This is a genomic window from Humibacillus xanthopallidus (genome assembly GCF_006717145.1).
GTDB classification, from domain to species: Bacteria; Actinomycetota; Actinomycetes; order Actinomycetales; family Dermatophilaceae; genus Humibacillus; species Humibacillus xanthopallidus.
In genome coordinates this window covers 884,558-907,562 of the sequence record NZ_VFQF01000002.1, presented here as the reverse complement: position 1 = coordinate 907,562, position 23,005 = coordinate 884,558, and the positions used below count along the sequence as shown (strand labels likewise).

The 23,005-nt window shown below is 66.6% G+C and carries 13 protein-coding genes and 4 pseudogenes; 13 read left to right on the top strand and 4 right to left on the bottom strand.

Features of this window, described 5'->3' with window-relative positions:
- Positions 1-558: 558 nt before the first annotated feature.
- Positions 559-1,674, bottom strand: coding sequence for a hypothetical protein (locus FHX52_RS14895; RefSeq protein WP_141823116.1), 1,116 nt, complete (start codon positions 1,672-1,674; stop codon positions 559-561).
- Positions 1,675-2,792: 1,118 nt separating this feature from the next.
- On the opposite strand from FHX52_RS14895, the pseudogene FHX52_RS24810 reads away from it, so the two are divergent.
- The 11 genes and pseudogenes from FHX52_RS24810 to FHX52_RS14850 all read left to right on the top strand — a co-directional run bounded on the left by FHX52_RS24810 (position 2,793) and on the right by FHX52_RS14850 (position 12,768).
- Positions 2,793-4,111: pseudogene (locus tag FHX52_RS24810) on the top strand (IS110 family RNA-guided transposase).
- 743 nt (positions 4,112-4,854) lie between these two features.
- Positions 4,855-6,144 (top strand): type IV secretory system conjugative DNA transfer family protein, encoded by a 1,290-nt coding sequence (locus tag FHX52_RS14885; RefSeq protein WP_246069982.1) that lies wholly within the window; start codon positions 4,855-4,857, stop codon positions 6,142-6,144.
- Positions 6,134-6,628, top strand: coding sequence for an HNH endonuclease signature motif containing protein (locus FHX52_RS14880; protein WP_141823114.1), 495 nt, complete (start codon positions 6,134-6,136; stop codon positions 6,626-6,628). The genes FHX52_RS14885 and FHX52_RS14880 overlap by 11 nt, the downstream gene beginning before the upstream one ends.
- Positions 6,625-7,077 (top strand): hypothetical protein, encoded by a 453-nt coding sequence (locus tag FHX52_RS14875; RefSeq protein WP_141823113.1) that lies wholly within the window; start codon positions 6,625-6,627, stop codon positions 7,075-7,077. The genes FHX52_RS14880 and FHX52_RS14875 overlap by 4 nt, the downstream gene beginning before the upstream one ends.
- 132 nt (positions 7,078-7,209) lie before the next feature.
- Complete coding sequence (locus FHX52_RS23915) at positions 7,210-7,914, top strand: mitochondrial porin family protein (protein ID WP_185747303.1); 705 nt, start codon at positions 7,210-7,212, stop codon at positions 7,912-7,914.
- The gene (locus FHX52_RS14870) at positions 7,911-9,410 is read left to right on the top strand and encodes a CHC2 zinc finger domain-containing protein (RefSeq protein WP_185747302.1); all 1,500 of its coding nucleotides are present in this window, start codon (positions 7,911-7,913) and stop codon (positions 9,408-9,410) included. The genes FHX52_RS23915 and FHX52_RS14870 overlap by 4 nt, the downstream gene beginning before the upstream one ends.
- Before the next feature lie 31 nt (positions 9,411-9,441).
- Positions 9,442-9,960: a hypothetical protein gene (locus FHX52_RS14865; RefSeq protein WP_141823111.1), complete on the top strand. Its 519-nt coding sequence runs from the start codon at positions 9,442-9,444 to the stop codon at positions 9,958-9,960.
- Positions 9,957-11,363, top strand: coding sequence for a MerR family transcriptional regulator (locus FHX52_RS14860; RefSeq protein ID WP_141823110.1), 1,407 nt, complete (start codon positions 9,957-9,959; stop codon positions 11,361-11,363). The genes FHX52_RS14865 and FHX52_RS14860 overlap by 4 nt, the downstream gene beginning before the upstream one ends.
- Before the next feature lie 69 nt (positions 11,364-11,432).
- On the top strand, positions 11,433-11,645 hold the full coding sequence (locus FHX52_RS14855; RefSeq protein WP_221630615.1) for a helix-turn-helix domain-containing protein: 213 nt from the start codon (positions 11,433-11,435) through the stop codon (positions 11,643-11,645).
- Positions 11,642-11,758, top strand: a pseudogene (locus tag FHX52_RS24805) (hypothetical protein); the annotation flags it as partial. The gene FHX52_RS14855 and the pseudogene FHX52_RS24805, both read left to right, overlap by 4 nt.
- Positions 11,759-11,925: 167 nt before the next feature.
- A complete protein-coding gene (locus FHX52_RS14850) occupies positions 11,926-12,768 on the top strand; it encodes a tyrosine-type recombinase/integrase (protein WP_246069981.1) in 843 nt (280 codons plus the stop codon).
- Between the two features lie 828 nt (positions 12,769-13,596).
- Here FHX52_RS14850 and FHX52_RS14845 read toward each other — a convergent pair.
- A protein-coding gene (locus tag FHX52_RS14845) for an IS3 family transposase (protein ID WP_425460112.1) occupies positions 13,597-14,795 on the bottom strand; the annotation gives its coding sequence in 2 pieces (ribosomal slippage) (positions 13,597-14,543 and positions 14,543-14,795; 1,200 coding nt in all).
- Positions 14,796-15,403: 608 nt separating this feature from the next.
- Here FHX52_RS14845 and FHX52_RS24765 point away from each other — a divergent pair.
- Positions 15,404-15,772 (top strand): trypco2 family protein, encoded by a 369-nt coding sequence (locus FHX52_RS24765; RefSeq protein ID WP_221630614.1) that lies wholly within the window; start codon positions 15,404-15,406, stop codon positions 15,770-15,772.
- 26 nt (positions 15,773-15,798) lie between these two features.
- Complete coding sequence (locus FHX52_RS14835; protein WP_141823106.1) at positions 15,799-20,022, top strand: P-loop domain-containing protein; 4,224 nt, start codon at positions 15,799-15,801, stop codon at positions 20,020-20,022.
- A gap of 173 nt (positions 20,023-20,195) precedes the next feature.
- Here FHX52_RS14835 and FHX52_RS14830 read toward each other — a convergent pair.
- Both FHX52_RS14830 and FHX52_RS14825 read right to left on the bottom strand, forming a co-directional pair.
- Positions 20,196-20,990: pseudogene (locus FHX52_RS14830) on the bottom strand (ISL3 family transposase); the annotation flags it as partial.
- Positions 20,991-21,251: 261 nt separating this feature from the next.
- Positions 21,252-21,632: pseudogene (locus tag FHX52_RS14825) on the bottom strand (ISL3 family transposase); the annotation flags it as partial.
- Positions 21,633-23,005: the final 1,373 nt, after the last annotated feature.

The window sequence follows — 23,005 nt, the reverse complement described above, 5'->3', positions numbered from 1 at the left end:
CCCGGCAGGCAACCGTCGAATGAACCACATGATCCACTCGCCGCGATCGGCCAGATCCGCCTCCATACACCCGGCCGGGCCTACTACCGGGCGCAAGTCCCCGCCGGCCGGACGAAGCTCGAAGCGCTCGCTGCCTCAAGCGCAAGATCTCCGACGCGCTCTACCGCCAGCTCGTCACCGACGCCGAGCGAGCGCAACTAGCGCCCGCAGCCGACGCCGGTCGAACGGCTGCAACGGGCCCGGGAGAGCACCGCGGGCCGACCCAAGTATCCAGCGCGATCGAGCTGCCCCCGCACATCGACACTTCGGATCAGCCACTTCCCGGACCCGCGACAGTGACGTTACAACTGGCGTCGACGCGACGCCCCGAAGTAGGTTCACTCGAAGGTTCAGGTGGTGACCACCGCACCATGCCTGCAGAGACACGCTGACTGGTGTCGTCGTACACCAACGCCATGTACACAGCTCTTCGGCAGATTCTGTGGCTGCCCACACACATGATGGGCCCTTCCGTTTCCGCAACAGGGTCGCCTGATGGGAGCCTCCGGCTTGGCGCGCTTAGAGGCGCGTCCTCTCGGGGGCCACGGCCAAGTCGATGAGCATCCCCAAGCTGCTGGCCACCAGACCCAGGGCCAGGGGCACCACAAGGTAGAGACCGAGGGCGATCTCGACCGGCGTCCCCTTGAACAGCGCGACCACGAGTGGACCGGTCGAAGTCCAGAAAACGTACGCGGCCGCGGCGATCATGAGCACGCCGGCGACCAGCGAACACGCCCCGTACGCTGCGAGCCACCGCTCCTCAGGGCGGCCTCCACGCAGAACGACCGCGCAGGAGCGCCGGGCCCTCGGGGCGAGGTCTGGCTCGTCAAGCCAGTCCGCCAGGGCCCAGTGGCCGTCGACGTCCAGGATCGGGGCAGCGTTGAGGAGCCACCCGACCAGCCCCAATGCGGCGACGCGCCACAGCACGCTGGCCAGCAAGGGCGAGGGAGACAGCTGCGCGCCGATGGCGCACACCGCCAGCGCCACGGCATCGACGCCGAGCCCAGCCAGCGCTTGGATCAGCCGCTGCCTTCGCGCCAGGGTCAAAGCAGGTGTCGAGTCGACGTAGAACGAGAGCGCGCCCCAGTAGAAGCCGAAGCCCGCTCTGGTGGGCTTGCGGCCGAAGTGGACCAGCGCGGTGGCGTGGGCGAGTTCGTGGCCCACGTTCATCAACAGCAGGATGAGCAACATCAGACCGGCTTCCAAGGCTGGCTGACCGCTGTACGCGGGCAAACTCGGTCGCCCCGCGACCAAGGCGACAGCACCGCCCGCAAGGAGCATCGCCGAGGTCAGGCGTCCGGTCCAGGACGTCAGCGGAGGAACAGCCACGCTGTCCAACCATCTCGCAGGCATCGCGATCCCAGGGAACGTGATGCCGGAAGCCGTGACGTGCACTGAGGAAGGTTGCCTGACAGCCGTTCCGTTCGCGTGGTCCTCGGTGAGGATCTCCGCACGCACTAGCATCTCGACAAGGTCATCCTGCAAGGGTGGCCCCAGCTTTCGGCGCAGCTCTTCCGGTGTGGGGTCGTCCACGAGCAGGTCGACCAGCGCGGCGGAGCGGGGGTGTTCGAACAGCACCGTGCCGCTCGACGGTGAGGCCAGCACGAGCCCGCGCTTGCTGGCTCGCCACGTCACGTCAGGATGCAAGGTCACCACTGCGATCTCTCTCTCGTTAAGGCGCACCCAGGCGCCCCGCGATCGGGAAAGCGAGGGTGCCTGACAGACGCCCCCGCCCTCCCGAACGCGAGCTGACGTGCTGGTGAATAGGGCCAACGGCTGGTTTGCCTGCCGCCCATACCTCAAACAGGTAAGTCCCTAAACAGAGAGATCAGGGGTACCTGACCAAGCGAGCGAGGCGCTTGAGGATTCGGAGCATGGCGCACACCTCCTCTCCGTCCACGTAGGTGCTGTCCAGCCAGAGTCGCCCCATGGTGAAGACCCATCAATACGTGCTTTCGCGTACACCGATCCCGGTGAGGCCGCTGGGGAGGCGAGGTGCGCGGTGCAACCCGCCTCCTGAGACGCGTAGGGCGGGTCTGTGCAGCCTCCCCGACGGCGTCAACGGCTACCAGCCGCCGGCGAGCATTCGGGTTCCCCGGCACGACCTCGACATCGGCGCGGCCTTGCCCAGGGAGGACGACGACTATCTATGCAGCCAGCGCTAGGCCGCGCTCGGGCACCAGCTCTTAGAACCCCGGCATCGCCGCGCGGTCCTGGGCGTCGACCTTGCTGCGGATCTGGATGTCCCTGTCGCCTGGCTCCGGGTCATCAGCACCACCGTCCTGGCGCGGACGATCTTCCAGAACGAATCGTGGGTGGCAGACTTCAGCGGACGGTGCACGTCTTGGACGTCCGGTGGCCCCAAACGACATCGTCCCCTCTCGAGTGGCTGTGGCGCTACTGGCACCCGAACGGCGGTAGACACGCGCCGGCTCTGTCCCGGAAGGTCTTCGGAATGAGACCTGGTATCCGATTCCGTTCTCGCCGCTGACGTCAGCCAACTCCGGAGGCCGCGTCTTTGTGGGCTGCTAGACGATTGCCGTCAGGATCGGTGTCTGGCCAGACTCGGTCCAGGTGTCCGGCGGGAGGCTCTTCTCGCGGCTGCCGACCCCGTTTGGGGTGTGGCTCTCTTCCGGTCTGCAGTCCGTCGGGCACCGTGACGAGGCGTGGCTCGAAAGGGGTCTGCCCAGCTCGTAGCAGCACTGCCCACCTCGCCGTCCCTATCCGGTTCGAGGAAGTGCAAGAGGAAGGCCATGACGAAGGTGATCATCGGGGTCGATCCGCACAAGCTGTCGGCCACGATCGAGGTCGTCGACCGACACGAGAAGCTGCTCGGGTCGGGGAGGTTGCGCACCGACCATGCCGGGTACACCGCGATGCGCGCGTACGTGAACTCGTGGTCGGAGCGGGTCTAGGCGGTCGAAGGCAGCAACGGCGCGGGGCGCCCACTGGCGCAGCGGCTCCTCGAGGCCGGCGAGCACGTCGTGGACGTCCCCGCGAAGCTCGCCGCCCGGGTCCGGCTCTTCGACACCGGCCACAACCGCAAGACCGACGCGCTCGATGCGCATTCCATCGCGGTCGTCGCCGTCCGAACGGAAGGGCTGCGGGTCCTGCAGGTCGACGGGGAGCTTGAGGCGTTGCGGATGCTGTCCGACCGCCGCGAGGAACTGACCCGGCTGCGGGTCCAGACCGTCAATCGAGGCGTCATGATCGTGCTTGACGAACCGCGACACCCGGTGGCCACCGGCTCCACCGGCTGCTCGCCGAGCTGGTACCGGGCACGGGGAAGAAGGACCTGACCGCCTTGCAGGCCAAGGCGATTCTCGCCTCCGTGCGCCCCCGTGACATCGCCGGCAAGACCCGCCGCCGGCTCGCCGCCGACGAACTCGCCGACATGGTCGCGGTCGAGCCGAAGATGAAGAAGGCCACCGCCGAGCTCAAGGTCCTGGTCAAGGCGAGAGGCTCCCGGCTGATGGACCTGCGCGGTGTCGGACCCGTCGTCGCCGCTCGCACCCTCGCCGATGTCGGCGACATCGCCCGGTTCCCCGACCGGAACCGGTTCGCCTCGTGGACCGGCACCGCACCGTTGGACGCCTCCTCCAGTGAGCAGAACCGGCACCGTCTGTCCCGGGCGGGGAACCGCCGGATGAACCACATGATCTACATCGCCGCGATCAGCCAGATCCGCCTCGACACCGACGGCCGCGCGCACTACCGGCGCAAGCTCGCCGACGGCAAGACCAAACTCGAGGCGCTGCGCTGCCTCAAGCGCAGGATCTCCGGCCCGCTCTATCGCCAGCTCGTCGCCGACGCGGAACGCGCGCACCTGGCAGCCGCAGCGGACGCCGGTCACACGGCTGGAACGGGCCCGGGAGGGCACTGCGGGGCGACTCAAGAATCCAGCGCGGTCGACCTGCCCCCGCATATCGACACTTCGGATCAGCCACTTCCCGGACCCGCGAAAACGACGCTACATCTGGCTCCGAGTACACGGAAGACCTCCCGACCGAAGACCGCCTCCGCCACCCCTGGCAACAAAGGGGAGCCGGAAGGACGTGCCCTCGGGGGCTAGGTGATGCGCATCCACGGTGTCATGTTGGGAGCGGTGGCGGCCACGGCGTGGGTGCTCGTCGCAGTCTGCGGAGGTCGTGACGACCGTGTACTCGTGCCGCCCCTCTGAGAATGCGGAGTCCAAGGCCGCCGCCCGCTGAATGGGTGGGCCCTTCGTGAGTTCAGCCTTCCCCGCGTCAGCGCGCGTGAGGCACTGGCTCTCGGGTCATTGCCTGGCTGCCGACAGTAAACAACCGGTGCTGCCCCGAGAACTTCCGTTGGCGTGTCATGCAGAGGAACGCTCCCCCCGCTGCCGGACCGAACCGTCCTGACGCACTCGTCATTGTGGCGTGCACGGTCGGGGCCACGTTGGTGCTCTGGGCAGCGGCCGCTCTGTCGGCCCTGTTGAGCGGCCACGGGGCTCCGGCGTTCTCGGTATCCGCCCCGCTGCTCGCGTTCGCCTCACCGCTGGATCCCGGGGTCGCGTGGCGGTCTCCCGTGGGCCCTGCCCCGCTGTACTGGCTGATCACCTTCCTCGCCGCGTCGGCCACGGCCTCGCTGGTATGGGCGATCCGGCGGCAGTGGGGCAGTTCCGAGTCGATAGCTCGGAACCAGCCCCTCATGGCAGACGGCGTCGCGTCCAGGTCGGAGGCGGCGAGGGCGGCGGGGCGCCGCCGTCTCCTCCGACGCGCAACAAGTCTGCGTCCCTCGCTGGATCGGCCTCGTGCAGTCGATCTGGGGCATCTGCTCGGCCGGAGCCGGGGCGTGGACTGCTTCGCGACCGTGGAGGACTCCGTCGTCGTGCTGGGGCCGCCGCGCTCGGGCAAGGGCCTGCACCTGGTGATCCCCGCGATCCTGGACGCGCCGGGCGCGGTGATCACGACGAGCACCCGCACCGACAACCTCACCGCGACCCTGACCGCCCGCCAAGCCCAGGGCCCCGTAGCCGTGTTCGACCCGCAGGGTCTGGCCCCCGGGGTGCCGTCCACGGCCCGCTGGTCCCCCATCCGCGGCTGCGAGGACCCGCACGTCGCGATGGTCCGCGCCAAGGCAATGACCGCGGGCGCCGCCACCGGCACCACCGACGCGAACTTCTGGCAGGCCTCCGCGGAGCAGGCCGTCCGCGCCCTGCTGCACGCCGCCGCACTCGGCGGGTGCACCTCCACCGACCTGTACCGGTGGTCGCTGTCCGCGGTCCACGCCGGGGAGGCGGTCACGATCCTCAGCACCCACCCCGACGCGGCGATGTCATGGCACCAAGGTTTGGACTCCCTGGTCAACGCCGACCCCCGGCAACGGGACTCGGTCTGGGCGATGGTGTCCATCGCGTTCGCTGCGCTGGCCGATCCCCGCGTCCTGGACGCCGTCTCCCCGGCCGAGGGTGCACACTTCGACCCAGCAGACTTCCTGCGCCGCAACGGCACCATCTACCTGCTCGGCACCTCCACCGGGGCCGCCGCAACGGCCAGCCTGGTTGGTGCGTTTCTCGAGGACGTCCTCGAGGTCGCCCGCCGGCACGCCGCCGCCTCCCCCGCAGCCCGGCTCGACCCGCCGCTGTCGATGATCCTCGACGAGGCCGCGAACTACCCCCTGCCGTCGCTGGTCTCGCTGATGTCCGACGGCGGCGGCTCCGGCATCTCCACCACCGTCGTGCTGCAGTCCCTCGCCCAAGCCCGGGCGGTCTGGGGCGAGCACGCCGCCTCCGCGATCTGGGACGCCGCGATCGTCAAGGTCATCCTCGGCGGCGGCTCCAACGCCCGCGACCTGGACGACCTGTCCAAACTGCTCGGCACCCGGCAACGGAGCGTCACCAGCCTCAGTGTCGGCGCCGACGGGCGACGCTCCACCTCCACCTCCCCCACCGAGGTCCCGGTCCTCGAGCCGGCCCGGCTGCGCACCCTGCCGTTCGGGACCTCGGTCCTGCTGCTGCGCTCAGCCCGCCCGATCGTGCTGACGATGCAGCCCTGGCTCGACCGGCCCGACGCGAAACGGCTCCGCAGCAACCGCGCCGCGCTCGAGGAGGTGATCCGCGATGCCAGCGCGCATGAACAATGACTCCGCACATGTTCCAGCCCGTTATGCCGAGCCTGCGGCGCCTGAGCTGCACCGGAGGCGTGGCGCCCGCGCCGCCGCCTACGACGCCTACCTCGCTTCGAGGACGTGGAAGGCCAAGCGACAGCAGTGGTATGCCGCGTGGCTGACCGCCGCTGGGACCCCACCGGTGTGCGCGGCCTGCGGGTCCCGCTGGACCCTCAAGACCGGGCACCTGCACCACCTCACCTACATGCGACTCGGCCGGGAGGAGCCCGAGGACCTGGTCCCGCTCTGCGCCAGGCACCACCGGCAGCTGCACGCCATCTTCGACACGTCCCCCTCCTGGCGCCGGCTTGGGCGGGCCGCCGCGAGCGCCGGGATCATCGCCGTGCTCCGCTCCCGCGCCGCGAACCAGCCCGGCAACTCCGACTCGGCCCCTGTCGTGAACGTCGAGAACACCGCGACGCGCACCAGCAGCCAGGAGTCCCGGGACATTCGGCGATGACCGCCGCAGCGAACGACGAGCCGCTTGACTTCGGCGTCGACCCCTTCGACCGGACCTTCGGGCAGCTCCGTGGCCCGATCCACTGGCCCTCCCTCACAGCGACGGAGTCCGCATCCCGGATGAGCGAGCTCCGGGACTGGGTGCGCCTACTCGTCACCCGGTTCGGCCTCGAACCGCGCACCCTGCCACCGTGCTGGGCCAGGCACCCCGCCATGGTCGAGATCCTCTCCGCGCTGCGCGACCACGAGCGGGCCTCCTACGCCGACACCGCCCCACCCACCGCCGCGATGGACTGGCTCCGAGCCCTGCGCGACGCCCAGCTCCTGCTCGCAGAGACCGGTGCCCGCACCCAGTGCACTATCCACGAGCACCGCAACCAGGCGGTTCCACCCTGGGCCACCGCGAACCCGGGCGACATCGATTCGGTTGCGCCACAATGCAGCTTCTGACCGGAGTAGCCAATTCTGCTGCGGCGCAGGGATTTCGGCCCCCTGGTAGCCGGTGTAGCGACTGATGGTGACCCCGGCCGGGCGTGGACACAGACAGACCGCGAGAATCGCCCGCGCAGGAAGGTCACGCTCATGTCCGCCGTCCCCGCACCCCTCGAACAGTCGGCCACCGAACCGCGAACCGCCGACCCGGACCGCACGCAGCGGCTCGCGACAGACCTGCTCGCCCTGGCCCGGAACGCTGCCATCAACGTCGAGGCGGCCGACGAGGTCGACTACTGGTACCGGCTCGGGCAACGCAACGCCTACGCGCACGCCACCGGTCTGCTGCTTGCCCGTGAGCTCGGGCAGGACCCGTTCACCATCACCAACCGGGTCACGGCCGCGCTCGACGCGAAGGTCACCGACGTCACGTGCCTGCACTCAGCGGCATACGGCCTCGGCACGGACGGACCCGACGCCGACGCCGCCGAGACCGTGCTGGCATGGGTCGGTCCCCGCGCGTTCGCCGCCCGCTTCGGTAGCGCGCCCAACATCGACCACGACTACGGCCACACGTGGGGTCCCCGCAGCGACCAGCGAGTCTCCCTGCGCATCACCGACGGCGCAGACACCGGGCTGCTGTACGTGCACGACCCGACCTGGGACGAGTACGCCGTGCTGGCCGAGTCCGCCGACCACTCCGCAGTCACCCGAGCGTTCGCCGCCCTCGAGGCCGACGGGCGTTCGGGCAACCGGCATCTCGAGCCGCGCCGCTTCGCCCAGCTCGTGAACGACGCCGCCGGGCGACCCGCCCCGGACCATCGCGCAGCGGCACCGGTGAGGGCCGAGCTGTGACCAGCGAGGGCCGTGTCGACGTCGCCGCGATCCGGGCCCGGCACCCCCTCGTCGATGCTGTCACCGCGTCCGGGGTCGACCTGCGCCCGAGCGGACACGGCTGGATCGGGTGCTGCCCGTTCCACGACGACTCGACCCCGTCGCTCTCGGTCGACGGGGTACCGGACCGGTTCCACTGCTTCGGTTGCGGCGCCACCGGCGACGTCATCGACTTCGTCGGCCGCTTCCACAACCTGCCCTTCCGGGACGCCGTCGCCCTGCTCGAGTCCGGCACCCTCCCCACCGCCGAGCGAGCCAAGACCGCGGCCGACGGGCGGCCCCGACTGCGGATCGTCCGCGACACCGATCCCCCGGCTCAACCAGCCGTCACCGTCGCGCGGGCCCACGAGATCAACGCCCTCGCCTGGCAGCACATGACCGGGCCGGTGCAAGGAGGGTTCGCCAGCTACTACCTGCGCCACCACCGCGGCATCGACCTCGTCGCGCTGGACCAGCAGCAAGGGCGCCCGTCCGCGGGCTACGACGGCAGCGACTGGACCCACCTGACCGACCGGCTGTCCGCGGACGGGGTCACCGACGACGAGCTGCTCGTGATGGACCTCGCCCAACGCACCCGCGCCGGGAACCTGGTCGACACTCTCCGTTCCCGCCTCGTCGTCCCGGTCACCAACGAGCGCGGCGAGATCGACGGCTTCATCGGACGCGACATCAGCGGACGCCCCGCCACCCCCAAGTACCGCAACCCGACCCGCACCCCGACCTTCGACAAGTCCCAGATCCTGTACCGGCCGACAACCCAACCACTCGCTGCCGAGGGCAGGGCTGTCGTCGTCGAAGGCGCCCTCGACGCCCTCGCGCTCGCCGCGGCCACCGCAACCGCTGGTATCGGCGAACGGATCGCGCCCTGCGCGGCTCTGGGGGTCACCGTCTCGGCGGCGCAGGCCGAGCAGGTCCTTGCCCTGTCGCTGAACCCGCCGCTCCTCGCCCTGGACGCCGACGATGCGGGACGCGACGGCACGCTCCGGTGGCTCACCGCCCTCAGCCTCGACCGAGGAAGGCCCGCCCTCCTCCTACTGCTCCCCGACGAACGAGACCCCGCCGACTGGATCGGCGAACACGGACCCTCCGGGCTCGACGCGTTCCTGTCCGAGGTCCACCTCACCCTCGACGACCACCTCGACCCGCACGACGACCCTCGCCTGCCACCCCGGTCCGTGCTGCCGGGACGCGACCTCGTCCGGCTCGCGCTGGACCGCTCGCCCGACCCGATCCGCGACGTCGCTACCGCGATCACCCCGCTCGCCAGGCGTCTCGGCCCCGGCATGCGCGCCACCCTCATCGCCCAGGCGGCCGCCGAGATGACCAGTCACGGATGCAACCCCGGCAACGCGTTCACGCGCGCCGTCACCCGCGAGCTACCGGACCTCCACCCCGTATCCCCGACCCGTGAGCCGACCCCACCGGCGCCCACCTCCGCCATCACCCCCCTGCTGTGACCCACCTCGACCGCGAAGGAGCACCCGAACCATGACCCCACCCCCGAGCACCACGCCCGCCCCGAGCCGTCTACACCTCGAGGTCGCAGCGACCGAACTCCACCGAGCCGCAGCGCACGCCGACGCCGCAGGAGACGACGACCCGTTCAGCCCGTGGACCGCCCTCGCCGGGCACATCCGGCTCGTCGCGGCGCAGGTGGCGATCGTGCCCGAACCGCCCACTCCCCCAATGCCGCCCGCCTCCGACCGAGCGGCGTCGAATCGCTCGACGTCGGGTGCGTCGCCGGCTGCGGCACTCCGCCTCGGGTCATGGCGGACACGTGACGACGTGGCCGACCGGGCCACCGATGCCGGGGCGGTCGTGCTGCGGCATCTGGGGTTCTCCGCTGCGGCGCTCCGCGACATACGAGCCCAGGACGCTCCGGTCAACCTCGCGCACTGTCTCGCGCACGTCGACGACCTGTGCCGACACGTCACGGCTCTCGCCGATCCCCCGCCTGACGACGAACCCGCCGCGTTGGGCACCAACGAACGGAGGCGGCCCCGGTGACCGCCGCCACAGCCGCCGCCCTGCTCGACCGTGCAGCAAACCTCACCGCCGAGCTCCAGCACAGCAGCGACCCTGTCGACGCGCGCCGCTGGGAGTCCTTCGACCAGACCGTCTACCGCTACCTGACCCAGCTCACCCCGACGTACCCCCGCCCCACCCGCGCCGACCCGGGCGCGCTGCGACTGCATGCCATCCTCAGGGACTACCCCACCCCGCTGACCCCGGCCGCCGACGAGCCTCACTACTCGGCCGTCGAGGCTGCCCGGCTCACCGGACGACCGGCCCGCGCGATCCGGCGTGAGATCGCCGCCGGCGAGCTCCCCGCGATCCGGACCGGCACCGGATGGCAGATCCCGCGCGAGGCCTTGCACCTGCGCAGCGACGTGCACCCCGCCAGAGGCGAGGACCCGCACCCCCTCGCCCGCATCGCGTGCACCCTCGGCGCCCTGACCGACCTGCTCGCTGTCGACCGCGACCGCCCGGACCGGGCACTCCTGGACAGCACGTCAGCGACGGCCCTCGCGTGGCCCGTCATTGCGCTCACCCTTGACATTGCCCGCCACACGCTTGGGCACTGCGAACCAGACCAGGCCGACCGGCCGCTGCAGATCGCCAGGTTCGCCACGCGCGCCCTCACGCGACTCGCCGGCGTCGCCGTCGACGTCCCGATCCCGCACCTCGCGGCATCGCCGTCGTCGTGGCTGAGGAGGGAACCCGGCGACCAGCTCGCGCAAGCGCTCCACACGTGGGCTCGGGCCGCCGGCACCGATCTTGCCCTCACCGTGCCCAGCGTCGACGTCATCCGGAACGTCACCAACCAGGGCACCCACCTGCTCGCCGCACTCGACACCCTGCTGGCACGCGAACCCCTCGGCTCCGGAGCGGCACTCGACGTCGCATCCTTCCGCGAGGCACTCCGGGACACCGCGCTAGCGCTCACCCGCGCCGGCACCGTCTGGGGGTCCGCAACCACCGGTATGCCGCCCTCCCCCGAGTACGTCGACGCCGCAAGCACGCTCCACCAGGCGCTCGGCGGCATCGTCAGCGGCCACGACACATCCCCCGGGCCGCTCGACCGCGACCAGGCCCTGGCGACCCTCGCTGACGCCACCAAGGACCTCACCGCCCTCACCCTGCGGGCCACCCAGGCGACGCGGCAACTCCTGCGCTCCGAACTGCTCTTCGCGCCCGCCCGGACCCTCGCACGGGCCGAGGACCGACTCCACGCCCGCACCACCGGCCGGCACGTCCCCATCACCAACTTTGACGCGCCAACCCTCGTGGCGACGATGACCGCCGCCGAGATCAAGACCGAGCAGCTGGCCCGATCCCTCCGCGAGATCACGCGCTCCCCGAGCTCGCGCTTCGTACAGGACGAGCTGGTGGCAGGGCCGCTGCTGTGACGGGCAGCGCCCCAATGATGACCCGCCGGACCCGGTAGGCCAAACAACGGACACGGAAAGGAGCCGATCGTGGAACGACTCATCTCGGTCGAGGAAGCCGCAGAGCTCCTCGGAACCACGACGCGATTCCCGCGCCGCTTGATCTCCGAGCGACGGATCAGGTTCGTCCGCGTCGGCCGCCACGTCCGGATCCCCGTCTCCGCGCTCGAGAGCTTCGTCGCCGACGGCACCGTCGAGCCGATCAGCATCCGCTGGGCCGGCGGCAAGGTCGTGTCCGGATGACACCCCGGAAGGAGGTCGACCGTCGGTTCGGGTCCGTGCGCCGGCTGCCGTCCGGTAAGTTCCAGGCATCCTTCATCGGACCGACCGGCCAGCGCCAGACAGCGCCAAGCACGTTCCCCACCAAGGCAGCAGCCGAGCGGTGGCTGGTCCGAGTCCACGACAGCATGGACCGCGAGGAGTGGCGGGACAGCCCAGCACAGCTCGGTCGGCGCACCTTTCGGGACTACGCGGAGGCCTACCTCACCGAGAACCCGAACGTCGGCGAACGGTGGGCCGAGACGTGCCGCCGCAACATGCGCCTTCACCTCATCCCGCTGCTCGACATGCCAGTCGCATCGATCTCTACCGGGATTGTGCGCGCCTGGCACGCACGAGCGCTGGCGGGGACGGAGGCCGGACGTCCATCTCGCAGTCCTACCGGTTCCTCCGATCGGTCCTCAATATGGCCGTGCTGGACGAGGCCATCACCAAGAACCCTTGCCAGATCCCTCGCGCCGGCACCGACCGCCCCAAGGAGCGCCCGGTCGCGTCACCGGTGGAGGTCGCGGCCCTTATCGACGCCATCACACCTCGCTATCGCGCGGCCATCGCCTTCGCCTCATGGTGCGGCCTGCGGCGTGGCGAGATCTGCGCCCTCCGGGTCACCGACGTCGACCTCGACAACGCAACGGTGCGCGTCGACAAGACCTACGTCGAGCTGCTCGAGGCACGCCGCCGGTTCGAGAAACCGCCTAAGAGCGCCGCGGGGATCCGAACCGTCGCCATCCCTCCGCATGTCATCCCGTTGGTCCGGGAGCATGCCGAGCAGTGGTCTGGGGAGGAGCTGTTCTTCGTTGGGGCCGATGGAAGTCGGATGAGCGGCAACGCGCTCTATCAAGCGTTCGTTCGCGCCCGCAGGGAAGTCGGCATCGACCTGTCCTTCCACGACCTACGCCACACCGGCCAGACCCTCGCCGCGGCGACAGGTGCATCCCTCGCCGACCTCAAGCGGCGGCTCGGGCACTCCTCCACGGCCGCCGCGCTGCGCTACATGCACGCAGTCGAAGGCCGCGACGCAGAGATCGCGGCGGCCCTGTCCGCGATCGCCAAGGAAGGAACTGCGGTCAAGCTGCCAGAGCGGTGAAGGCTCTTCGGCAGGGCAACCCGTCAGCCGTGTTGCCCGCAGGCTATCAAGGGCACAGCCGACGTCGAGGGTCGCGCAAAGGCAATACGCCTGCGCTCCGTGACCAAACCCTCCGTGACGGCATGGCACGCACCGGGCAACAACGCCCTGCCAGGCACCGTGTGGGCGAGAGAATCCATCCACCCCAGGACCCCACGATCTTGGCTGAACTCGAAGTCGGGCATTAGGAAGTTGCGGGTGACTCTTTGGTCAGCGGGTGGGGCTGGGGTGCTCTCTCGATGTTTGGCGCAGTCGTGTCCGTCGTGCTCAGGGAGCGTCAACGGAGAAGCCTTAGCACTCGCGCAGCGACGGACACGGTGCTGTCTGAGGTGGGATGCAGGCTGGTCTCACCCGCAAGGAGATGGAGTTACCGATGACGGACCGAGACGACCTCGCCTGGTGCTGACGCTTGCGGCGACTGTGGAATGGACGTTTGCCAGCACGTACGCGGCGACCGCGCCGCACAGCTACGTGGTGCTCAACCGCACCGCGGGGATGACCCGTGAGGACTACGTCCGGGCGGCGCACGTGATTCACACGTTCGGCCAGCCCGCGAAGTTCTACAGCATGACGAGCTCTTACCTGACCAGCTCGGACGGGCGGCTGAAGTGGTGGACCATGGACAGGGACCTGAGCGACACCAGCCTGGTCAACCGGGCTACCTCCGAGCGGCTTTACGGGGTTCAGAATGCGCCCTCGACGGTCTCGGGCATCCGCACCCCGTACGACGAGATCGCGACCCGCTACGACGAGCGCCACCTGGGGTTGACCCCGTTTCGTGGACATCGGTTAAGCGGCTTCTGCGGCCGCCGTGGTGATCCGGTGTTCGAACGTTACCGGGCTGATCTGGCCGAGCGTGGAGTGGCGTCGGCGACGGTTGTAGACGGTCTCGATCCACGAGGACACGGCGTGGATCGCCTCGGCGTGGGTGGCGAACTCGTGGCGCGTGTAGAACTCGGTCTTGAGCGTGGACCAGAAGCTCTCCTGCTGGGCGTTGTCGTAACAGACCCCGGTCCGACCGACCGACAGCCTCACCTCGAGGTCGCCGGCGACCCGGGCGAGCTGGGCCGAGGTGTACTGGCAGCCGCGGTCGGCGTGGAAGATCACGCCCGCGGTGGCGCCGGTGCCCGGTGCGCGGAAGGCGACCGCGCGGCGTAGCGCGTCCTCGACGACGTCGGTGTGCAGGCTGTCGCTGAACGCGTAGCCGAGGACACGTCGGGAACAGCCGTCGCGCACGGCGCACAGGTACAGCCACCCCTGCCCGGTCGCCAGGTAGGTGATGTCGCTGGTCCACACCGTGTTCAGGACGCCCTGGTCGAACCGGCGCCCGACCAGGTCAGGGATGGTGTGCGGGTTCGGGTCCACGATCGTGGTCACCGGCCGCCATGGGCGAGGACTGATCCCGCGGATCCCGTTCTGACGCATCAGTTTCGCGGTCGTCTTGACCGAGATGACCTCACCGGCCTCACGCAGGTCGGCGGTGATCCGCGGGGCGCCGTTGACCCCGTCCGAGGCTTCGTGCGCCGCCTCGATCTTGCTGACCAGCTCCCGCCGGCGCACCTCGCGCGGCCCCGGCCCGGTGGCCCGCCGCTGCGCCCACGCGTAGTACCCGGACCGCGACACCCCGAGCAGCTGCGCCATCCTGGCGATGGGGAAGGTGGCCTTCTGCGCGTCGATCAACTCGAACGCCCGCTCGGGTTCGAGTTCTCCGTGGCGAAGAAGGCCGCTGCTTTTTTCAGGAACTCCCGATCCATCCGCAGCTCGGCCACCTCACGACGCAACCGGTCCAGCTCGGCTCGCTCGTTGATGTCCAACGCGTCGGGCGGGTCCTCCATCCTCGAGCGTTCGATCGCGACCCACCGGCCCAGCAGCTGTTCCCCGACGCCGATGTCGCGGGCCACCTGCGCGATGGGCCGTCCGGTGTCGATGACCAGATGCGCGGCGTCCTGACGGTACTTCGGGGTGTAGCTCTTCCTCTTGGCACCCATGAAGGCATCCTCTCCTGCCCGGCTCACGCCGGACTGGTTCAGGATGTCCACCCAACGGGGTCAACCTCACACCCGATCGAGGATGCCGAGGCTCAGGCGCTCATGGAGCTGGTCGCTCCGTTCATGGGCGATTACCCGACGTCCGTCCTCGATGTCGGTTGCGGGACGGGTCGCGTGTTGGGCCTGGGTCTGACCACACCTGATCGGTATGCCGGTGTCGACCCGAGTCAGCCGATGCTCAACATGCTCGTCCGCAAGTACCCGAGTGTGGCGAGGATCACAAGTTCGAACGCTGGAGGGCCAGGCTCGAACAGAGCATCGGCGCAAACCACTGGAAACTGGCGGTTGATCTTGGGCGCCGCCGACGAGTGGCGGTCCACCAAAGCCTAGGACTTCGGTGGGCGTGGAGAGGAGAGCCTCGTGAGACAGCTGACGATGCTCGCCTCCGGCATGCTCCAACTGCCACATGACCGACGGATACCGGGCAGGGGGCCAACTCCAGCCGGGGCGGCTCTTGGGGACTCAAACGTGTCGCTCGCTTGGCCGCGATGAAGGGGCGACAGTCAGCTAGCCTGTGGACAACTCGACTCGACAACTAGGAGGAAGCCTTGACCGATATAAGCCTCGGGGAATTTCTGTCGGACCTGCGAGCAGAGTTGGTCGCCTCGGAAAACTCGGATGAGAGCGGTCTGAAGTTAGGCGTCGACGAAGTGACTATTCAACTGGAGGTTCGCCACGTTCGAGAGACGGAAGCGACCGCGAAAGTTGCTGGCAAGGCGAAGTTCTGGGTTCTAGCAGAGGGAGGAGCTGAAGCGAGTGGGAAAGTGGCTGGGAGCAAAGAGGCTACACAACAATTGACTCTAAAGCTTCGGCCGAGGATCGATACGAGGACCCCTGCCGGAACGTCGTCGACGGGTTTCGATGTGTCGTCGAGAGCCCGCGATGAAGAAACGCGCGAACCCGGCGCGACCACTTAGATCTCGACGGCAATTATGGCGTCTAGATGAGTTCCACCATGGCCCGCGATGGTGCACGCGTCGAAGAGACACTTCCATCCGTCGTGATGGTCACGACCATCACGACGGATGGAAGTCATGTCATCGGCAGTGGGGTGCTCCTTGCTGATGGCATTCTATTGTCTGCGCGTCACGTTCTCAGCGGAGCCCTCTCCGCAACGGCTTCCGTACTCGGGACCGATGGGCAGATGACAGATCACCATATTGACCTTCCGAGTCAGCACGATGAAAACAATCTGAGTTTTGTGTCGGTGCCCTCCTTACGCGAAGACGCCCAAACATCAGTACGACTGGGCGTGCTGAGCCAATCGGCTCCGGCCAGAGTGTCGGTGCAGGTTGTGGGATTCCCGATTAACAAAAAGAGGCGGGGCAAAGCATCGGGAAAGCCGTCTCTTGCGATTCGAGAAATCGGTGTCTTCGCCGGTTACGTCTCCCGCTTAAGCAATCAGCGGACCGGCACTATGGAAGTTGTTCTCGAGGACCGCTACCCGCCAAGCGAGGTGGGCGAGTCACCGTGGGCGGGGTTGTCAGGCGGCGGTGTCTGGGCTGAGGGGTGCCTTGTTGGGGTAGTCGATAAGCACTATCCTTCTGAGGGCCCAAACGTGCTGACGGTGATCCCAATCTTCTCAGACCGAGATTCGCCAGTCCTACCAAATTCAGCTGTGCGCGCCCGCGGTTCCCTGTGGAGAATAACTGGCTTTGGCGCCATTCCATACGAGGCTGTTTCGTCACGCCGGCAGACGCGAGGTCTCGCGCCATCAGAATTGCGTGAGCGCGACCAAGAAGTCGCGGACTTGCGTCGCCGCATTGCTGATGGAACAGCTATCGCTTGGTACAGAGGGGCCAGTTTCTCAGGGAAAACGGCGTTTCTGGCGTGGTGTGTAGAAAATGCTCTGGACGACTACGATGTCGCATCATGCTTCATCCGATCTACTGGCCAGAGGAATAGGCCCGAATATATTCTTCGGTCTTTCCATTCACAACTCAGCGAGTTGGCTGGTCTCGAGGCCCCCCCACCGATGTTGCTTGGGGAACTACTTGACAGCCTCAAGGGACTCATACGCGTGAGCGCAAAGGTTTCGTCGGATCGTCACCGTCCCCTTGTCATCGTTTTGGACGGTCTTGACGAGTATTATGATAGAAGGAGGCTATATGAGTTGATTGAATGGGCGCTGGAGCCCCTTAATCAAAACGTGTCAATCATTCTGAGTAGTAGGCAGAACGTCGAGACGGATCTGGATGAAGTCACGGTTCTGAATCAGTCCGTCCTCCAGTTCGAGCCTTGCCCCTCCTCTATCGCAGCCGAGATTGATGTCACCCGTGAGGTCCAGGCAGCCCTAGAATCCGAGAGCGGCATAGGCAGATGGGTGCTTGGTGCGTTGGCCGTTCACACAGCCGGCCTGTCTGAGTCAGACATGCTGCGACTACTCCAATCGTGCCGCGGTGCACCCACTGATCTGACGCTGCAGCAAATACATGACGTTGGCCTCTCGAGGTCTGTCGTCAGGGCTGGTCAAGGAGACAGCGCTCAATTGAGACTGGCCCACGACGCTGTGCTCACGAGGGCGCGCCGTGACCTGCAACCCGAGATCCAGCTTATCCAGGACGGGACCCTATCGTGGTTGAAGATCTGGAGCCAAGCAGGATGGCCAGAAGAATCTCCCTTGGCACTGCTGTCGCCTTTAGCGATTACCCTTTGTGACTGGCTCTCGCCTCGCCATGGTGGTGCCGAGCCATCGACGCTCGTTCTGGACCAACTGCTATATCTGCTCACTGATCAAGGTTGGCTTGATCGATCCGCGATTGAATTCGACGGCGAAGTGTCTCTGCCAGCTCTCATTCACCAAATCCAGTTCGCGATTCAGGAAATGTCGCAGCGTGGCGATCTGGCTAACGCGGAGACTTTGAAGTATCTTGGCCGATTCGGATTACTTCAATCGCCCAGTAGTCGTGGCTACATGGTTGCAGTAGAGAGCCTCTGCCGCGCGCTAGCCTACGCGGGCCAAGCGAGCCTTGCAGTGCGGAATGCGGGTTCAATTCGGAACGCGCATCATCGCGACGCCTTGCTGACTGAACTGGCAATCGTGGCAGCGCGACAGGGTCAGACAGAACTCGCCATGGCGACGGCGCGCACCATCGAGTCCCTTATGTGGCGCGCCAACGCGTTCGCTAGCGTTGCTCGGACAGTGGTGCTTGTGAACCCAGAATTGGCACTTGAAGGTGCGGAGATTAGCGGCTCATTGCTGCTCGAGGCCGATTCTTCCCGGCCATCGTGGCATGTGCGGAGCCGTCTCGCTGTGGTGTATATGCTTTTGGATCGGCCCGACGAATCGAGGACTGCGCTCGAACCTCTAAATGGAGAGCACTTAGCCCTCTCGCTGCGTGAGATACACGCTGTGACGGGGAAAATACCTGTCGAACTTGACGAGTTGTTCCAGTCCTCTCTGCGTTCGCTGCGCACCGATAACGTGGGCGCCCAAGCGCGCGCGCGCGCGGGGGCACACTTGGTTCCGGTCCTGGCTGAGAGGGATCCGGGCGCCAGTTCTTCTCTGGTTGATGAAGTTATTCGCTCGATATCGAGCCTTCCAGACTCCACGGCGAGATCCAGTTGTGCGGCACTTCTCGCTAATGCGTTGGGCAGGGCTGGCAGCGTTGCTCAGGCTTATGCCATCTGTCAAACCATCGAGAATTCATTCAGTCGTGGATTGGCACTTGCTCGTCTGTCGCAGCGGGCCATTGGCGACAATGCGACGTTCTATGAGAGTATCTACGCTGAAGCGTCTCGGCTTTGTCTGACTGTGCATAGACGGGCTCAAGTTCAGATCTTCTCACGTCTTGCCCAGACGGCGTGGACAAGCGGCCACGATGTCGCCGGAGAGAGGGCCTTTAACAAAGCGGTTGCTGTGGCCCTGCGCATGCGATCTGCGCCGGCGCGATTGGCAGCCCTAAGCGAAGTCTCTCGCCTCAGTTTCTATGCCGACAAGGATGAGGCCACACAACAGGTGTTGAGGTTGGCTCAACAGCAGGTTGTGGGAGAGCCACATGCTTTGCAGGCGATCATGTCTGCATTCCTCGTGGTGCGCCGCCTGCACGCACTGAATAGTGAACCCATTGTCTCGTTGCGGCAGACATTCGAGTTGGCGCGCGCTCGCTTGGGTGGAAGGCAGTTGGGCCAGGTGTGCAATGTCTTGGTTGCTGTGGCCGGGTCGACAGGTGACATTGATTTGGCCCGAGCGGCGGTTCAGTCGTGTCCGGAGGGCGTGGAACGCATCCGTCTGTTGATTCGACTCATTGTCGAAGCGCCGGACCGCTTTGCGTGGACAGAAGTTCTCGGTGCTCTTCAAAGCTTGGAGCAGGCCAGCCTTGGGGGAACTAAGCACCGGGACCTACGACTTCTCTTGGCGCAGTCCTATGGCGAGCTCGGTATGCATGCGGCGGCCCGCGCTCTATTGAGCGATTTGGCATCCTCAAGGCTCGAGGCTAGGTCCAGAGTGCCCGGCGGTCGAGCTCCTCGCGAAACAATAGCTCAGATAGCCTTTACACTTCGCATATTAGAATCCGCCTATATCGATCCGAAATTGGCCCAAAGCCTGGCGACTAGGGCTGCGGATCAGATCCTCGCGATACGTGCAGATCGTAGAGATAGACCCTTGTTGGCCATGTCTCTATTACGTTTAAGGCCGCTGCCGCCCGTGAGTGCCGTTGATGGTCTGGTGGAGGTGGTCCTGACCGCTGCGAGCACCGACGACGTTAGTCGTGCAACTACGCTCTTCCGCGTGCGCGCGGCGCGTCTTCTTTGGGAGCTCGGCAAGGAAGGCCCGAGCGCATCCCTCCGGGAAGGCGTGTATGCAGACGTAGCCACCCTTTCCGGTGCGGCACGAGCGAGTGTCAGTCTCGAGATAGCGAAGTTGGAGTGCGATCGCGGCGAAAGCGGAACAGTCACAGAATGGGCTGACCAGGCGTTATCCGCCGTGGTGTCATCACGTGACCCCTTTGCGATAGCTGAGTGGTCAGCGCAGGCCATAAGTTGGGAAGCGCTGCCGGACTCGGTCCGCGAGCAGGCCCTGCAGCAATTGTTGATGAGTGGCTATTCCAAACTCCATTTGCACGTCCTGCCCGATTGGCTCGCAGTGGAAATGGCTGGGAAGGGAGCCTCGCCGCCCGTCTCGCCGGAATCTATTGCCCCGGCAAACTTGCCGTCAGTCGGCTGAGCTCGTTTCGATGCGGTCCTGCCCAGCGGCTGGTGTAGGGGCGCGTGAAGCGCGCAGCGTCCGGATGCCGTCCGCGGACGGGCGCAGAGTTCGCGTGCTGCGCCGCAACTCCCTGTGGGTCTTGTTCCACGACCGTCAATCGGAAACGGGGTCTTGGGACCTGGGGTGGGAGGTCATGCCATCCGGGGGTCGGTGAAGGCTCCTCCGATGAGCAGCATGCGCAGTCGGTAGTTGTCGCGATTTCTGAACCCTCGAGCGACTCGGCGGTGGAGCTCGATGAGTCCGTTCACGGCCTCGGTGCCGCCGTTGTTGGCGCGGCCGGTGGTGAAGTACGCCAGGAACGGTTCACGCCATTTGCTTCAGGGTCCGTCCGAGGCGGGCGATCTCGGGGATCGGGCACGAGGGGAACGAGGCGAGGAGTGCTCGGCGATCCGGCGGCCCGCCGGGAGGTCTTTCTGGTGGAACGCGGAGCGCAGCTGCTGCCCGGCCTGCCACGCCACGAACACCTCGTCGTGGCGCTCGTCGGCAGCGACCGCGGCCTCGAGCCTCGCCTGCTGTCGCTCGGTGAGACGTTCACGACCGCACCGCAGGATCATCCGGATGCCTTACAGCGGATCGCCGGCGTGGCCGCGGTGGCCGAGGGTCTCCTGCTGGACCCGGCGCCGGACCTCATCGACCGCGTGCCCGCCCAGCTTCACAATGTGGAAGGCATCGACGACCGCGACCGCGTCCTCGAGCTTGTCGTCGACGGCGTTCTTGTACCCCTGGAACGGGTCCAGCGTCGCGATCTTCACCCCTGCCCGGAACGCCGCATCACGCTCGTTCAGCCAGCCGGCGTACACCGACCCGGAACGGCCAGGGACGAAGTCCAACGGGGCTGCCCGTGTGTTGCCGTTCTCGTCACGGGTCAGGTTCACCATCCCGGTCAGCTCCTTCGGACCCCGCTTGAGGGGGCTGACGTGGTGCCAGTTGGGTCGGCCCGGGGCGCGGTAGCGACATTGCTGTCGCTCCGTTTCCCCGGGCCGCCCGCCGAACCCGGCGTGCGACTCTCACCGCACCGGGCTCTCCACGAGAGGATTTGTTGTTCAGCCGGTGGTGGCTGTCGGTGTCCACGGGGTCGGTATCCGGTAGCCGCGGTAGCGGTACCGGATTACAGAGACGCTGGCTGCGCCTTTGAACCTGTTCCCGTCGACGGCGAGCCGCAGGTGCCGGGCAGGCAAAACCTGCGCCGCAACTCTGGCCAGGTGCTGCACGACCAATCCGACCAAGGCCCACCGCAGCCCGGCCCGGGAGATCTTCGCCCGGGGCTGCGCGGCACGGCTGGTGTCTTGGCGCCACACGTGCCCACAGCCGGTGCATCTGTAGCGGCGGACCGTGACCAGCAGCGTCGTCGGACGCCACCCGAACGGCTCGTGCGCCAGCCGGCGCGACACGCTGTCACGGACTCTGCCCTGACAACCACAGCGGCGGCACCACTCGTCCGCCTCGACGACCCGACAGGCCAGCACCGCCCGATCCGGGCCCACCTGTTGACCGACCACCTCCAAGGCCAGCTCATCGAGGCGGCAGAACTTGCTCAGGTCAGGGGTCGCGAAGGTAGCGTCAGACACGTCGAGGTCTTCCGGGTGGGGAGCGTCAGAACTCCCATCATCGGAAGGCCTCGACCCCTACCCCGACATCGACGCGCCCGTGTTACCTACACCCTCGATTGGGATGAGCCACCAAGGCGCCGGGCGGTTCAGGATGGACAACGGAAATGCAGATGCCCCTCCGCACGTCGAGTGAACGAGTTGTGTACCCTGACTGGCCAGCGCTTGGACGCTCTTGGAAGCCAGCATCTGTCGCGTCTATCCTCCCAATTAGGGCGTGTCAGGCACCCGCTGCCTACCGCCCACATTGCCCATTGAGGGACCCGTCGTCAGATGCTGAAGGGGTCTTGACTATCGCGACTCGCGCTTGAGGCGCTAGCTTCGTGTAGCGATTAGGCAGAACATCGTCAAACTCGTGCTCGCATTCCGAGCGCAGCGTCTTGATTGGGATAAGCGAGGGCTCATGAGGTTGGGACGGCGCGCGAGGGCCAAACGAACTGCAGACAAGCTCGTTCGGATGCTGAACGCCGAGCGGGACTCGCTGAGCATCTGGGATCGCGCAGACACTGACGTGAGCGTGTGCCTAGAGGGTCTCAGCGACGCAGCCATGGCGTGGGCGTCGGGCCTCGGGGACCCCTCCATGCCTGTCGAGGCTCCCTCTCTGTCCTACTCGCTTCAACCCAACGATGTTCACAACGCTGTCTCTCTAGCCTCAAAGTGGAGCCTCGAGAGACTCAAAAGCAATGGAAATCCCGTATACGACCGAGAACAAATACAGCAACTTCTAGATGTAGCGTACGTCTACTGGACCGTGACGAACTCTCTGTCTGCAGTCGAGCAGGGCTATCACTGCATCAATCGATCAAGGGTCTCGGGCGCCTTTACGATTGCGCCAATGAACCTTGAGCTGGAGTGTCTTGACTCGCTGCTACTCGGTCGAGCTGTGCTACCTCCGGACCCAGCGGTAATGGAAGAAGTTGAAGCCGGGATACATGAATGGTTCTCGAGCGAGCATCCGACTGCCGCTCAACAGGAGCGATTCAGGAATTCCGTACTTCTTCTATCGGGACATCAGGTGTTAGGTCAAACGCCTTTGGCGCCCGATGCGATGGATCTTGGCGGCCTAAAGTTGAAGGAAGCTCGAGACTTGTCGCTGGCGATGCTCTTCCTCTCGATGAATGACTATCTGGAGTCCAAACGAGTCGGCGCGGGATCGTTATGCAAGCTCGAGGACGCCCCTGGGCAAGCTGCTCAGTGGCTACATGAACGGACGGGGATTCGGAAACCCGCGTGTCAACGCTACGTGGATCTTCTGACGTATCCTGGAGTAGGTGACCCTAACGCCGATCTTGGGGTCACGCCCTTCTTCAGGCTCGGAGATGCCCTGTACACCT

Coding starts and splice junctions, on each gene's coding strand:
- FHX52_RS14880 (WP_141823114.1), top strand. CDS start 6,134: ATGAACAATGACTCCGCACATGTTCCAGCCCGTTATGCCGAGCCTGCG.
- FHX52_RS14875 (WP_141823113.1), top strand. CDS start 6,625: ATGACCGCCGCAGCGAACGACGAGCCGCTTGACTTCGGCGTCGACCCC.
- FHX52_RS23915 (WP_185747303.1), top strand. CDS start 7,210: ATGTCCGCCGTCCCCGCACCCCTCGAACAGTCGGCCACCGAACCGCGA.
- FHX52_RS14865 (WP_141823111.1), top strand. CDS start 9,442: ATGACCCCACCCCCGAGCACCACGCCCGCCCCGAGCCGTCTACACCTC.
- FHX52_RS14835 (WP_141823106.1), top strand. CDS start 15,799: ATGAGTTCCACCATGGCCCGCGATGGTGCACGCGTCGAAGAGACACTT.